Consider the following 13,481-nt stretch of genomic DNA (forward strand, 5'->3'; position numbering starts at 1 on the left):
GTGATCCCCAGCCGAGGGGGGCGTGAGCGTCTGCCGCGTCTGATGCAGGCGCTCAGCAGTCAGAGCCACGCCGACTGGGACGCGGTCGTCGTGCTCGACGGTGACATCGACGGCAGTCGTGCCGTGCTCGAGGAGTTCGATGAGTTGCCCCTGACTCTGATCGAGTTCCCCGACAACCGAGGACGAGTGGCTGCCCTCAACGCCGGGTTCGCTGCGGCGACCGGTGACGTGCTGATTCGCTGCGACGACGACTTTGAACCCGGCCCGGGGCACGTGGCGGCACACCTGGCCGCGCACGCGGCTGGTGAACCGGTTGGAGCGGTGGGCCTGCCGCTCAACATCGCTCCCGACAACGCCTACATGCGGGCCTACGGCAGCCATGCCGACCGTTCGTTCCGCAACCACGCCTACGGACTGCCCGCCGACCAGCGCTGGCGGCTGTGGGGTGGGAATGTGTCGGTGACCCGCGCCACCTTCGACCAGGTCGGCGGCTACGACGCCACCTACCAGGGGTATGGCTGGGAGGATGTCGACTTCGGTCACCGTCTGCACCAACTCGGGGTGCCGATCGTGCTGGTCTCCGACGCCGAGGTCTTGCACCACATGGCGTCGGTCACCTGTGAGATCAGGGCGTTGCGGGGTTACGACTCCGGACGGGCCCGCCGCACCTTCGACACGCTCCATGGCGCCGGGACCAGTGGCGACACGGCCCCCAGCATGCGCAGCCCGTGGAACGTGTTGGTCGGGGCCACGGCGCGAGTCCTGAGTCGGAGCGGGGTCGAGCGACTGGGACGAGCGGTCGACCTGGCCCTACCCGTGTTGCCACGACCGATCGGGCGCAAGGCCGTCGCCTGGGTGGTGGAGTCGGCGGTGTGGGCGGGTTACCTGGGCTCGGCCCACCAGTAGCGCTCGGTGACGGGAAGGGTGTCGGCCTGTTCGAGGCGCCGCTGCACAGGATCCATCACGACCAGTTGGGTCCGGTAGTGGGCCAGCAGTCGCGCCTTGCGCGCTCGGTCGACCGGGACATCGGCGCTCTCGAGCCGGACCCCCAGACGGGTCGAGGTGGTGGCTGCCTGCTCGTCACCGCGCCGCGACCACAGATAGGGCAACTCCTCGTAGAACGCGATCCGCACTCCGGGATCGCTGCGATAGCGCTCGACCACCAGATCACGCAGCACCAGGTGGTCTTCATTGGCCAGCATTCCGCGGCGTTGGGCCCTGCGGCGTCGACGGACGTACAGCCGATGCAGCACCTGCTGGGCGAGTCGCCTCAGCTGACTGGGCGAGCTGCTCTGGACGGGGACGCAGGTGTGGGCTGCTGCAGCTGGCGGTGAGCTGGCCGGGACCTGGGCTGTCTGGTCTCCCCGAAACCTGCTGAGCATCGAGCGCGTTCGTTCGACGAGCCCCTCGGGCATCTGTCCACCGGCGCCGATCGGCAACCAGATCACTGCTCTTGGGTGGTCCGCCACCCAGACGTCCACGCTGTGGGTCACGGACTCGATGTCCTTCGCTCGTACGGACGGTGTGACGTAGGCCCGCTCGAGGGCGTCAAGCTGGTGAGTGGTCACTCCGACGCTGGCGAAGGCCTCGACGTCCTCGGCGCGTCGGTCACGCATGAGCGCTTGGGCATCGTCGTAGCCGCATCGTCGGTCCCACTCCGTCGCGGTTGGCGAGGTTGGCACGCCGGCAAAAACGGTCCAGACCTCAGGGTCGACGGCACACACCAGCTCCGAAGCGCTGAACAGCGCGTCGTCCAAGTGGGGTGACAGCAGCAGGTGGTGCTCAGCCACGGGAAAGGGGTGCTCCACAGTCGAAACCCTAGTTCAGCTCCCCTGTGGCAGGATGGGCCTCTGTCAGGGGGAAGCGGGGAGGTCGCATGGGCGAGGCGGGTGTGACCGTCATCATCCCTTGCCACAACGCTGCCGACACGATCGGGCTGCAATTGGAGGCGTTGGCCAGGCAGGTCGACGTGCCCGACTACGAGGTCGTCGTCGTCGACAACAACTCCAGCGATGACCTCGGCCCCGTGATCGACCACTGGACGCCGCGTCTGCCCAGCCTGCGCGTGGTTCCCGCGCGCGAGCACCAGGGGGTCTCCTACGCCCGCAACGTGGGCATTCGCGAGGCGCGCTTCGACCACATCGCCATCTGCGACGCCGACGACGTCGTCAGCCAGTACTGGCTGCGTGACCTGTGGCGCTGTCTGGCCGACCACGACGTGGTGTCGGGCTCGGCCGCAGACATGTCTGCCGAGGTCTTCACCACGGTCGACGAGGTCTGGCAGCGCATCGACGGTCAGGGCACGAACTATGTCGCGCCGCCCCCACCGACGGCCAATGAGGTGTACCCGGTGATGATGGGCGGCAACTGCGCGATGCTCACCGCCGTCGCGCGGGACCTACGTGGGTTCGACCAGTCATACCGACGTGGCTCGGACGACGGCGACTTCGCCATGCGACTGAACGAGGCTGGCATCGCCATCGCCCATTCCCCGGTCGCGCGGATCGCCTACCGCGACCGGGCCACGCCCGCGCAGACGCTGCGCATGGGCTACCACCGCGGTTTCATGCACACACGCCAGTGCGCGAGGTTCGGCGCGTGGAGCAGGTCTCCCCACCTGCGCGGTGCTTGGCCCTTGAACCCGGTACGCAGCCTCGTCGCCGGGGTTCTGATGCTGCTGGGAGCCAAGGCGCGCGACTGGAACGCGGTTGCCTCACGGCTCGGCACGTCGAGCGGACTGCTCGTGGGCTGGGTTCAGCATCGGCTCCTGGGCCGAGTTCCTGCCCGTCAGCTGGGCGTGGGGTTGGACTGACCATGCGGGCTGACGTCATCACCGTCTTGCGATCATGGGCGCCCGAGGATCGGCGCCGCCAAGTACTCCTTGTCCTGGTCCAGCTGCTTGCGTCCTTCTTCGACCTCGTTGGTTTGGCTGCGCTGTTCCCCCTGATGCAGGTGCTGACGGGCGAAGACCTCAGCAGTGGCTACCTCGGCAAGATTTGGTCGTTGCTGGGTGAGCCAAGCCGACAGGTCCTGGTGCTGGAACTCGCCGCAGGCGTCATGTTGGCCTTCTTGACCAAGGCGTTGTTCTCTCTTCGCCTGCAGTGGTGGAGCCTGGGCTTCAACAACCGGATGATCGCCCAGACCCAGCAGAAGCTGCTCCAGCACTTCCTGGCTGAGGACTACCTGGCCCACAGGCGCCGAAACACGGCCGAGATCGCCAGGGCGCTCGGGCAGTCGGTTTCCGACGGAGTCGGACGGGTGATCGGAGGCCTTGCCTCTCTGGCAACCCAGGTGCTGTCGGTGCTGGTCATCATCTCTCTGCTCCTGGTGACGATGCCGGTACCCACTCTGGTTGCCATCGTCTACTTCGCGATCACGATGCTGCTGATTGACCGCCTGCTGGTGAACCCGAACAAGTCGGCCGGGCTGCTCGCGAACCAGGCGGGTGCACGGTTGAGCAAGGCGATGCTGCAGGCTGTTGGCGCCTTCCGCGAGGTCAAGATGCACCGGGCCGAGGGGCACTTCCTGCACCGGTACGCTGACGCCAACAAGCAGGTGCAAGCGACGTCGAGACGGGTGAACTTCCTCGCCCAGGTGCCCAAGCAGGTGCTCGAGGTCGTCACCATCTGGGGCATGGCGATCCTGCTGATCGTGATCTCACTCACCGCCAGTGACCCGGGCGCGATGATGCCGTCCCTGACGCTCTTCGTGGCCGCCGCCATGAAGATCCTCCCCACACTGAGCGGCATGTCGGCCACGATCGGCAACGTGAACTACGGACGGGCAGGGTTGGCCATCACCGCCGACCTGTTGCGCCAGCCACTGCAGCGTCTGGCACCTGAGTCATCGCCGGAAGGTTCGACCGCCCGCGCTGGATCCCTGGAGGTCGATGATGTGACCTTCAGCTACCCCGATGGGCATACCCCGGTGTTGAACGGGGTCAGCCTCAATGTGCCTGCTGGCACCTCACTGGCGATCGTCGGGTCCAGCGGCGCCGGAAAGACCACGCTGGTTGACATCATCCTGGGATTGATCGAACCCACGACCGGTAACGTCCGCTACGGCGGCACACCGATCACAGACTTCGAGTGGAGCCAGATGCTGGCCTACGTCCCCCAGGACGTCTACATCCTTGATGAGAGCATCCTGGAGAACGTTGCCTTCGGCGTCGAGCCCGACCAGGCCGATGAGGCGCGCGTCTGGGACGCACTGAGGGCCGTGCAGATGGACTCCTTGGTCAGGGACTTGCCTCGAAGACTGCATTCGGGCATCGGCGAGCGAGGTTCGCGCCTGTCCGGCGGTCAACGGCAACGCCTCGGGATCGCCCGAGCTCTGTACCGTGCCCCGAACGTCCTCGTGCTGGACGAGGCCACGTCAGCGCTTGACAACGAGACGGAGCATCATGTGGCCAAAGCCGTCGAGGCGCTGCGCGGTCGTGTCACCACCTTGATCGTGGCGCATCGACTCTCGACGGTGCGTAGCGTCGACCAGCTTGTCTTCCTCGAGGATGGGCGGGTCAGCGCGAGCGGTACCTTCGCCGAGGTCAGGGAGCAGTCGGCCGCCTTCAACCGGTTGGTCGAGCTGGGCTCTCTGGATGCACCCGCCCAAGCTGGCTCCGAAGTGCAGGCAGACGATGTCAACTCCTGAGGGCTCCACGGTCGAGCGTCGGATCCTGTTCATCTGCCCACGCACCCCTGAGATGAGCGGGGGGTCGACGGCGGTGGGCAACCTTTCGCGCGGCCTGCAAGGCCGTGGGTTGTCCGTGCGTCATGTCTCTTTGAGGCCCGGCACTGCCGAGCCCGTCTTTCCCACGTGGGTGCTCTTTCCTTGGAAGTTCCTCGACGACCGCCCGTTGTTGCGCGGCGCGGGGGTTCGTGGGCTGCTGCGGGCGCCGCTGTGGCCCATGAAGCGCGTGCTGCGCCGCGTTCGGCAGCGCCGACTTCGTCGCCTGGTTGAGGGCATGGGTGCCGATGACGTGGTGGTGTGCAGCCACGTCATTGCCCGGCAGGCGCTGGCCGAGACCGGCTACACGGCCAAGCACAATGGGCCCCTGCTGATTGGGCAGCACCACTCATCATTCGCCAGCCTGCACCACGAACCGTGGCTGGCAGGTCTGATCCGACCTGCCTTCGCCGCCGATGACTGCTTCGTCTGTCTCACGGACGAGGACGCGACCCGGTTCCGCGAAGTGATGGACGTGCCGGTGCGCGCCATCCCCAATGCGCTGTTCAGCGAGATGCCACGATCGAACCTTGAGAGCCGAACAGTGGTGGCGCTCTCGCGATTCTCTGCAGAAAAGCAACTCGACGTGCTGATTGCTGCCTTCGCCGACGCCACCCGCGACCCGGAGCTGCGGGGATGGCGACTTCACCTCTACGGCGATGGGCCTGAAGCTGATTTCCTGCGGTCCACCATCGCTGACCTTGGGGCAGAGGACAGGATCGAGCTGTTGCCTCCCACGGCCGACTCTGCCGCGGTGTTGGCTGGTGCCGCTCTGCATGCCATGAGCTCGCTCTACGAGGGCTTCCCGATGTCACTGCTCGAGGCGTCCAGTGCCGGTGTTGCGAGCATCGTCTTCGACTGCTCGGCGGGCGTCCGTGATCTGGTGCCGTCGGACGCCGGTGTGCTGGTGCCAGCTGGTGACGTACCTGCGTTCACCCAGGCACTGCGCGACGCCATGGGCGATCGTGACCACCGCGTGCGGATGGGCCAGGCCGCTCGTCGGCATGCCGACTCCTACCGGCACACGGCCATCACGCCACGATGGCTCGCACTCTTCGACGAGCTGGGCGAGCGGCGCAGAGAGTCAAACGAGTCAGGGCAGTCATGATGCGCGCCGGTGTGTACTTTCCATGGCTCAACGGACGAGGCGGCGCCGAGCGCCTGGCGATCGACCTGGCCCTTGGTATGGCCGGACGGGGCATGGACGCCCACCTCTTGGTGGCTGAGGGCACCGACGTGCCGCAGATCGAGAAGGACTTCGGGCGGCCCCTGTCGGCGGTGACGATCGTCGAGCTACCAGCGGCACCGCCGTCACCATTGCGAGAGGTCGATCGGACGCGAGAGGCCATCGCGCACCACCGGAGAGCCCGTCGGCTTGACCTCGACGTGTTCATCAACGCCGAGTACGGCAGCGACGTGCCCGCCTCTGGACGTTGGAATGTCTTCTACTGCCACTTCCCGCACCCGCTCACCACGCAGGCGCAGGGTTGGCGACGGCCCTACATGGGTGCGTCAGGCATGGTCAGGCGCTTGGCAACGCATCCCACCAGGGCCAGTGCGGTGGCGAGTTACGACCAGGTGTGGGCGAACTCTGCCTTCACGCGCGACCACGTGCGCACAACTTGGGAGCGTGACGCGCTGGTGCTGCATCCGGCATGCAGCCCCGTCGCACTCAGCACCAAGACACGGACGGTTCTCACCGTCGGCAGATTCCAAGCCGGCGCCTCGGGCACTCCGTACAAGGGCCAGGATCACTTGATCAGAGCTTTCGCCACAATGACCGATCTCCATGTCAGGGGTTGGTCTCTGATCCTGGCCGGGGGATTGTCCTGCCACCAGGCCGACGCGGAGTACTTCTCGGATCTCGAGGCCCTGGCCGAGGGTCTCCCCGTCGCTCTGCGCCCCAACGTCAGTCGAGACGAGCTGGAGCAGCTCTACGGCACGAGCGCGGTGTACTGGCATGCCCAGGGTTTCGGCACGAGTGAAGCCACTGATCCCCGGGCGCAGGAGCACTTCGGAATCAGCACCGTGGAAGCCATGTCGGCCGGCTGCATTCCGTTGGTGTACGGAGTCGCAGGCCCCAAGGAGGTGGTGGACCCGATGGGTGCCCAGTTCCAGTGGACGACCATCGACGAGCTGCTTGCCCTCACTCGCACCTGGGTCGAGGGCTACTCGTCTGAAGGGCCGCCGCGAGATGAGGTGGCCCAGGCCGTGGCGCTCGGTCGCGCCCGTGCGCGCGACTTCGCGCCCGAAGCCTTCACGACGCGGTTGAACCGGCTGCTCGACGACCTGCTGGAGTCCCCGCGATGACCCGGGCCTCAGTCGTGATTCCGGCGTACAACTGTGCGCCGCTGCTGCGACAGCAACTCGAGGCCCTTGAGGCTCAGGTCGATCCGGCAATCGAGGTACTGGTGGTCGACAACGGCTCGACGGACGACCTGGTGCAGACCTGTGCTGACTTCGAGGGAAGACTGGCGATCCGGGTCGTTCCCGCCACCGAGCGCCAAGGTCCGGCCTATGCCCGCAACGTCGGTGCTCGCCAGGCTTCGGCAGACATCCTGTTGTTCTGCGACGCGGACGACATCGTCCAGCCCGGGTGGGTAGAGGCCATGACTCGCGCTGTGGAACAGAGCGACCGGGCGCTGGCTGCTGGCCGCTTGGAGCTCGAGTCGCTGAACTCGGCGACAGCCCGGAGGGTGTTCTTCGAGGGCACCGACCAGGTTCACTCCGAACCCTTCGTCGTCCAGGGCTACCTGCGGACTGCTTGGGCCGGGAACATGGCCATCGGGCGACGGCAGTTCGTCGAGGTCGGTGGCTACGACATGGCCTACGGGTTGATGGGGGACGAGGACACCGAGTTCTCCTGGCGGGCCCAGGAGCACGGGCTGGAGCTGGTGGTCGTGCCGGAAGCTGTCATTGCCTACCGTCTGCGCGACGGGGTCAAGGGATTGCTGCGCCAGCGCCGTGGCTGGTCCAAGGGCCGCGTGCTCACCTACGTGCGTAGCCTCGAGCGCGGGCGTGCCGTGACGGGCATGTCCTTGAAGTGGACAGTGACCCGGGTCGTGGCGTTGCCGGTCCGCTGGCTTCAGACTCGCCGCTCACTCGAACAGAGGATGGTCTTCGCCCGCGATGCCGGAGCGCTCCTGGGCAACTTCGAGGGACAGCTCGCCTACCGAGTCCTGCGGCGAGCGCCGGCGGCGGAGTTGTTCTGAGCTGGCTGGGGCGCCGCGGCCGACCCTAGCGCCGCCGCCGGGCACGGTACAGGGTGCCCGGCAGACCCATTGCCGCGGCAATGAGGAAGCCCCAGTAGCGGACACGACCCAACGACGTCCGTCGTGCGCTCCACATGGCCGAAGAAACTTCTCGTCGTGACCCTCCTGCTGACCAGAGCTCGCGGGCATGCTTCCAGAGCTGGTCACTGGCCAGAGTCGAATGCTCCGGGTGGTCGACATGCTTTCCGAAGGTCCTCACCAGCGCCCGGAGGAAGCGGGGATTGGCCGCCCCGAACTCCACGCTGCCCAAGGAGGTGTCGAGGACTCGGTGCGAAACCAGCGGCTCATTGACCACGGCGAACGTGTGGCGTTCGGCGAGCCGCAGCCACAGGTCGTAGTCCTCGTAGAAGAGGTCCTCGTCGTACCCGCCCACCTCACGAACCGCAGCGGTCCGGAGCAGAACGCTGGGCGCAGGGATCCAGTTGTTGAGCAGCAGTTGGCCGAAGATGTTCCCCTGCCGCCTCTCGGCATCCGGCCAGCGGTAGTGCTCGCTGAAGACCTCAGGCAGGCGGTCGCCGGTGGCGTCGATCCGGTAGGCGTCGCTGTAGCAGGCTGCACAGGAGCTGGGCAGGCGAGCCAGGTGCCTCAGTTGCTGGCCCAGACGGTGCGGTTCCATCGTGTCGTCGGCCGAGATGTAGAAGTAGAACTCGGTGTCGACATGTGACAGTGCCTCGTTCAGTCCGCTGCACAGGCCCCGGTTCTGCTCGTGCGCCAGCACCAGGTGGTCGATGCCTGACTGTGCCAAATACTGGGAGGCCGCAGCCGCTGAGCCGTCCCGTGACGCGTCGTCCACGAAGATCACGCGATCGACCTGCGTGGTCTGGTCGACCACGGAGGCCAGGCATTGGGTGACGTACGCCTCGTGGTTGTAGGAGATGACGATGGCTGTAGTGCCGCTCAGCCGCCCGTCGCCGGTATCGGGAGCCATGTCAGCGTCGTCCCGCGATCGTGGCCAGTCGGCGCATGACGCTTGCCTCCTTGGCGAACCTTTGGTCGTATCCACCACGATCGGCAGACATGAAGGCGGCCCGGTCGCTGGCGAGCAGCGGATTGAACTGGGGGTCGCCGACCGTGGCGCTCATCGGCGTCTCGATGTCAAACCCTGAGAAGATCGCGTTGCGGCGCTTCTGGTGCTCGAACAAGTAGTCATCTCCGTACCAGATCTTCATCTCTTCGGGTATTCGCCTGTAGGACGAGCGTCGCATGAACATGAGGCTGCCGAAGCCATAGGTGCGGCGGTAAACCGGAAGGATGCGTAGACGACCGGGATCCGGTGGTTGGTCATCGGGCACTGCGTCAGTCAACCCTCGGTAGCACGAGGCTGCGGGAGTGAGTATGCCGATGGGTAGGCGGAGTGCCCGGCGGGCGAACCTGAACAGGGTCGGTGGGAACAGCAGGTCATCGTTGGCGATGCACAGCAGGTCGCTCGTGGCGCTCTGCACCCCCAGATTCCATGCCGGATTGACGTAGATGTTGCCGGGCTGATCGAGGACGATCAGCTTGTGGTGTCTGAAGGACACTGGAGTCGGGGCGTTGTTGATGACGATCACCTCGCGTACCAAACTCTCCCTGGTGACCATCTCAAGCAGGGGCACGAGGAAGTCGGATCGCTGGAGCGTGGGGATGATGACGCTGAAGGTCATGCGATCTCCTCACTGTCCCGGCTTGTCACCAACGCTACGGTAGCGCTGCACCGAGCACTCGAAGGAGGGCCACACCCTAGACTTTGAGCATGCGCATCCTGCTCGGGACCATGAGCCTTCATCAACTGGCGGGTGCTCAGATGTGGACCCGCACCTTGTATGACGAGCTGGTCGCTCGGAGGCATGAGGTGCACGTCCATGCGGTCGAGGGGAACAGTCTGTGGCCCGGCATGCCTCCATGGGATGTTTCGATGGGCGCTACGACCTGGCGATCGTCAATCACAACGAGACAATGAGGAGTCTTCGACGCGCTGCGGTTCGCTCGCGGATCATGGTGATTCACGGGGTGGTCCCCGCGCTGGAGTGGCCTGTGCTGGGCGCCGATGCCTATGTGAGCGTGTCAGAGTACGTGGCGAGCTTCGTCCCCGTGCGATCCACTGTGATCGGCAATCCGATCGACGTGGACCACTTCGTTCCCACTGGTGCTGTCAACTCGACCTTGACCAGGGTTGCAATGGTGTCGAATCACGAGTCACCCGCGACGGAGATCCTCCAGGAGGCCTGTTCTCGCCTCGGCGTCGAATTGGACCTCGTGGGCCTCAACACGAAGCTTGGCCCGACCAGCGACCCGAAGAGTGCCATGGACGCAGCTGATCTCGTGGTCGGGGTCGGGCGCACGGCTCTCGAAGCGATGGCCTGTGGACGCAACGTCTACTGCATGGGCCCCCGGGGCGCCGACGGCATGATCACGTGGGGCAACGTGGACGAACTGGCGCGGTGGAACTTCAACGGGGCGAAGTCAGGGGCGCTACCAACTGCTGGGCGACTCGCGGCGGGGTTGGCTGCAGGGTACGATCCTTCGCGCTCACTTCGAGGCTACGTCGTTGCCCACCATGCACCAGGAGTAGTCGCTCAGCAGTATCTCGATCTCGCGGAGAGCGTCGGTTGGCGACAGCGAGTGTTCCCGGCGCTTGCGCGACGAGGGCCGAAGGCACTGATGTCGCCAAGAATGATGACGGCCCTGGACCCCCTGCTTCGCGAGTGGCAGGGAAGAACCGCCCGGGACGGGAGGCCAGGCGTGCTCAGTGCTTTGGGCTGAGCGGAGCGCCGTAGCGGGAACCACATGGGTGATCCTGGGACATGGCAAACAGGGAGGCCCACCGCGAACGCTGGGCCTCCCTGCTAGAGCTGTTGGGGTGTCAGGCCGGGATGAAGTCGCTGTCGCACTGGCAGGCCCCGTGCGGAGGCGTCCCGGTCACGGCGACGTCGACAACGACTGCGTCGTGGTGATGCGTGTCGGAGCTGCACGGGCACTTGTGACCCCACTGGACGGTGAGGGTCCCCGTGAAGTTCGTCTGCTGGCTGTTGCCAGTGTTGGTGATGAAGAAGTAGAGCTTGCCAGACTGTCCTGCATCGACCTTGACACAACCAGATCCGCCGGCGGGAGGCGTCCACTGGGGAGTCCCACCTCCAAACGTGTCAGCCGGTTCGATGTTGCTCAAGACAGGCGAGCAGAAGTAGATCGCGTTGTCGGGGTCATTGTTCTTGACGTCGAAGACCAATCCGTAGCCCTGGAACACACGCCCCTTGCAGTTGCTGCCGGGGAACTTGCACGCGCCGTCGTAGGTGACGGTGGGCTTCGGGCCGCTGACGGCGAAGGCGGGGGTTGCGCTCGCAACCACGACCGCAGGGACCGACCAAGCGGCGCCCTTGGCGACCGTTCGGCGGCTGATCAGGTTGCTCATGTTTTTCCCCCAGGGTGATGAAGAGCGTGAAGACAAGAGTCGTCAATTCTGACGGATCTCAGGTTAAGCCGCCACCGACACGAGGTCAAGTTCGAATGTCCCCCGTCCTGCTGATGGTATAACCCGGCCCTCAAGCCCGGCTTGACGGCCCCTCCCTCAACCACACCCGCATCGACGACGGACCCCGGTTCCCCCACGCGAAGTAGGGGACCAGCCGCACCTGAATCGCCACCTGGTCGGGACCCGTCACCCGGTACAACCCGTCGGCATCCTCAGGCCAGTGATCGGCCATCGCCGTGGCCTCGACCACCGCCACGTCCAGCTCGTCGTCCCACCCGTCGGTGAACAGCGCGTCGCGCCCCAGCACCAGCGACCCGGCAGCCGGCTCGTCCCCTCGCATCTCGGCGCACAGCACCAGCGGGCCACGCCTCACGGCCACCAGACCGGTGTCGGCGCTCACCGCCGGGTCAGCCCACAGACGCTCCGCCACCAGGGGCAGCTCGAGCACCAGTTCGTCCCCGGCGGCCCAGTCGCGGTGCACCCGCAGGTAGCCCCGGTCGACCAGCGCGTCAACATCGATCCGCTCGCCGTTGACCGTGGCCGTCGCCCCGTTCGCCCAGGCCGGCACCCGCACCGCCAACGTGAACCGGGCCGCGTCCTCGACCCGGACGCGCACCTGCCCTTCCCACGGGTAGCGGGTCTCGACCGACAACCGCACCGGACCCTCGTCCAGATCGACGCGAACCTCGCCACCGATGAACAGGGTGACCACCACCTCGTCGCCACCGGTGGCGAACGCGTAGCTCTCGAGCGAGGTCAGCAGCCGCGCATAGTTCGGTGGGCAGCAGGCCACGCCGAACCACTCCTGGCGGGCGTGCTCACCGTCGGACTGCATCGGGTTGCCGTAGAAGTAGTGGGTGCCGTCGCTCGACGCCCCGGCCAGCACCGTGTTGTGCAGCGCCAGTTCGGCGACGTCGCCGTACCGTCCCTCGCCGGTGAGTAGACCCATGCGCCAGGCCCACATCACCAGTCCGATGCTGGCGCAGGTCTCGTTGTAGCTGGCGTCGTTGGGCAGTTCGTGGTCGCCGCGGAACCCCTCGATCGAGGCGTCGGCGCCGATGCCACCGGTGACGTACATCTTGCGGTCGACCACCGAGGTCCACAGCCGCTCGCACGCCGCACGCAGGCCGTCGTCGCCGAGCCGGGCGGCCAGGTCGGCCATCGCCGAGTACAGGTACATCGCCCGCACCGAGTGGCCGACCGCCTCGTCCTGTTCACGCACGGGCAAGTGGCTCTGGGAGTACTGGCGGTGGCGCTCGGCCTCTTCGGGACGACGTGGGAAGTAGCGCGCGAAGAAGCCGTCGTCGCCGCGCCGACGCGCCTCGTCCTCGAAGAAGAACGGCTTCGTGCCGCGGTCATTGACGAACTGTGCCGCCAAGTCGAGGTGCGTCCGGTCGCCGGTCAGGTCGAACAGCTTGACCAGTGCGAGTTCGATCTCCTCATGGCCGTCGTAGCCGTGGGCAGCCACACCGCCCTCGCCGAACTCACGGCGCACCAACTCGAGGTAGCCCAGCACGATGTCGAGCAGTGAGGTCTTGCCGGTGGCCCGGTGGTGGGCGACCGCAGCCTCGACCAGGTGGCCCAGGCAGTACAACTCGTGGGCATCGCGCAGGTCGGTGAACCGCAGCCCCGGCTTGACCACCGTGAAGTGGACGTTCAGGTAGCCGTCGTCACCCTGGGCGCCTGCCACCAGCCCGATCACCTGGTCGAGTGCAGCATCCAGGTGCGGGTCGGGGTGGTGGACCAGGGTGTTGCTGGCGGCCTCGATCCACTTGGCGACGTCGGACTCCCAGAAGATGTGGGGCTCCTTGTCGTCGCCAGGCTTCCAGTCCAGCCGCAGGGCGTCGAGGTGGCCGGCCTCGGCCAGTTGCCGGTACTGCTGCGGGATCGTCCGAGTGCGGACGACCTCACGGCGCGGGGCCCAGAACTCGTCGGTGATCGTGACCGCCGAGAGCGGGACGGCAGACAGGGGAACAGTGGGCAGCGGTGTCATCGGTGACTCCAGGTGCAGGCGTTGGCCGAGGAAGTACTTGCGTTGT

The 13,481-nt window shown here is 66.3% G+C and carries 12 protein-coding genes; 7 read left to right on the forward strand and 5 right to left on the reverse strand.

From position 1 onward, the window contains the following. Nucleotides 1–906 carry a glycosyltransferase family 2 protein gene (locus tag IE660_RS08875; protein WP_328701910.1) on the forward strand — a complete coding sequence of 302 codons (906 nt, stop codon included), beginning with the start codon at nucleotides 1–3 and terminating at the stop codon, nucleotides 904–906. On the opposite strand, the gene IE660_RS08880 is transcribed toward IE660_RS08875, so the two are convergent. Next, complete coding sequence (locus IE660_RS08880; RefSeq protein ID WP_203568002.1) at nucleotides 882–1,808, reverse strand: hypothetical protein; 927 nt, start codon at nucleotides 1,806–1,808, stop codon at nucleotides 882–884. The genes IE660_RS08875 and IE660_RS08880 overlap by 25 nt on opposite strands. Nucleotides 1,809–1,876: 68 nt before the next feature. Between IE660_RS08880 and IE660_RS08885 the strand changes: the two genes are divergently transcribed. From IE660_RS08885 to IE660_RS08905, 5 genes are read left to right on the forward strand one after another with little or no spacing between them, the layout of a single operon-like run. Next, the gene (locus tag IE660_RS08885) at nucleotides 1,877–2,812 is read left to right on the forward strand and encodes a glycosyltransferase (protein WP_203568003.1); all 936 of its coding nucleotides are present in this window, start codon (nucleotides 1,877–1,879) and stop codon (nucleotides 2,810–2,812) included. 2 nt (nucleotides 2,813–2,814) lie between these two features. After that, entirely contained in the window at nucleotides 2,815–4,647 is a 1,833-nt protein-coding gene (locus IE660_RS08890) for an ABC transporter ATP-binding protein (protein ID WP_203568004.1), read from the forward strand. A gap of 52 nt (nucleotides 4,648–4,699) precedes the next feature. Continuing rightward, nucleotides 4,700–5,830 carry a glycosyltransferase gene (locus IE660_RS08895; protein WP_235997286.1) on the forward strand — a complete coding sequence of 377 codons (1,131 nt, stop codon included), beginning with the start codon at nucleotides 4,700–4,702 and terminating at the stop codon, nucleotides 5,828–5,830. Further along, complete coding sequence (locus tag IE660_RS08900; RefSeq protein ID WP_203568006.1) at nucleotides 5,830–7,032, forward strand: glycosyltransferase; 1,203 nt, start codon at nucleotides 5,830–5,832, stop codon at nucleotides 7,030–7,032. Before IE660_RS08895 ends, IE660_RS08900 begins: the two co-directional genes overlap by 1 nt. Then, nucleotides 7,029–7,934, forward strand: a complete 906-nt coding sequence (locus IE660_RS08905; RefSeq protein ID WP_203568007.1) for a glycosyltransferase family 2 protein — start codon at nucleotides 7,029–7,031, stop codon at nucleotides 7,932–7,934. The genes IE660_RS08900 and IE660_RS08905 overlap by 4 nt, the downstream gene beginning before the upstream one ends. A gap of 25 nt (nucleotides 7,935–7,959) precedes the next feature. Here the strand turns inward: IE660_RS08905 and IE660_RS08910 are convergent, their stop codons facing one another. Continuing rightward, entirely contained in the window at nucleotides 7,960–8,922 is a 963-nt protein-coding gene (locus IE660_RS08910) for a glycosyltransferase family 2 protein (protein WP_203568008.1), read from the reverse strand. Nucleotide 8,923: 1 nt separating this feature from the next. Then, complete coding sequence (locus tag IE660_RS08915) at nucleotides 8,924–9,637, reverse strand: glycosyltransferase family 2 protein (protein ID WP_203568009.1); 714 nt, start codon at nucleotides 9,635–9,637, stop codon at nucleotides 8,924–8,926. A 220-nt stretch (nucleotides 9,638–9,857) separates the two neighbouring features. Here IE660_RS08915 and IE660_RS08920 point away from each other — a divergent pair, with 220 nt between their 5' ends. After that, a complete protein-coding gene (locus IE660_RS08920; protein WP_203568010.1) occupies nucleotides 9,858–10,736 on the forward strand; it encodes a glycosyltransferase family protein in 879 nt (292 codons plus the stop codon). Between the two features lie 100 nt (nucleotides 10,737–10,836). Here the strand turns inward: IE660_RS08920 and IE660_RS08925 are convergent, their stop codons facing one another. Both IE660_RS08925 and IE660_RS08930 read right to left on the reverse strand, forming a co-directional pair. Beyond that, the gene (locus tag IE660_RS08925; protein WP_203568011.1) at nucleotides 10,837–11,382 is read right to left on the reverse strand and encodes a hypothetical protein; all 546 of its coding nucleotides are present in this window, start codon (nucleotides 11,380–11,382) and stop codon (nucleotides 10,837–10,839) included. A 130-nt stretch (nucleotides 11,383–11,512) separates the two neighbouring features. Continuing rightward, nucleotides 11,513–13,435 carry a glycoside hydrolase family 127 protein gene (locus IE660_RS08930; protein ID WP_203568012.1) on the reverse strand — a complete coding sequence of 641 codons (1,923 nt, stop codon included), beginning with the start codon at nucleotides 13,433–13,435 and terminating at the stop codon, nucleotides 11,513–11,515. Between the last annotated feature and the right edge of the window lie 46 nt (nucleotides 13,436–13,481).

The organism is Aestuariimicrobium ganziense (assembly GCF_015352975.1).
Taxonomy (GTDB): Bacteria; Actinomycetota; Actinomycetes; order Propionibacteriales; family Propionibacteriaceae; genus Aestuariimicrobium; species Aestuariimicrobium ganziense.

What these genes read in the sequence shown, in the direction of transcription:
- IE660_RS08885 (WP_203568003.1), top strand. Translation starts at nt 1,877, where the DNA reads ATGGGCGAGGCGGGTGTGACCGTCATCATCCCTTGCCACAACGCTGCC.
- IE660_RS08890 (WP_203568004.1), top strand. Translation starts at nt 2,815, where the DNA reads ATGCGGGCTGACGTCATCACCGTCTTGCGATCATGGGCGCCCGAGGAT.
- IE660_RS08895 (WP_235997286.1), top strand. Translation starts at nt 4,700, where the DNA reads ATGAGCGGGGGGTCGACGGCGGTGGGCAACCTTTCGCGCGGCCTGCAA.
- IE660_RS08900 (WP_203568006.1), top strand. Translation starts at nt 5,830, where the DNA reads ATGCGCGCCGGTGTGTACTTTCCATGGCTCAACGGACGAGGCGGCGCC.
- IE660_RS08905 (WP_203568007.1), top strand. Translation starts at nt 7,029, where the DNA reads ATGACCCGGGCCTCAGTCGTGATTCCGGCGTACAACTGTGCGCCGCTG.
- IE660_RS08910 (WP_203568008.1), bottom strand. Translation starts at nt 8,922, where the DNA reads ATGGCTCCCGATACCGGCGACGGGCGGCTGAGCGGCACTACAGCCATC.
- IE660_RS08915 (WP_203568009.1), bottom strand. Translation starts at nt 9,637, where the DNA reads ATGACCTTCAGCGTCATCATCCCCACGCTCCAGCGATCCGACTTCCTC.
- IE660_RS08925 (WP_203568011.1), bottom strand. Translation starts at nt 11,382, where the DNA reads ATGAGCAACCTGATCAGCCGCCGAACGGTCGCCAAGGGCGCCGCTTGG.
- IE660_RS08930 (WP_203568012.1), bottom strand. Translation starts at nt 13,435, where the DNA reads ATGACACCGCTGCCCACTGTTCCCCTGTCTGCCGTCCCGCTCTCGGCG.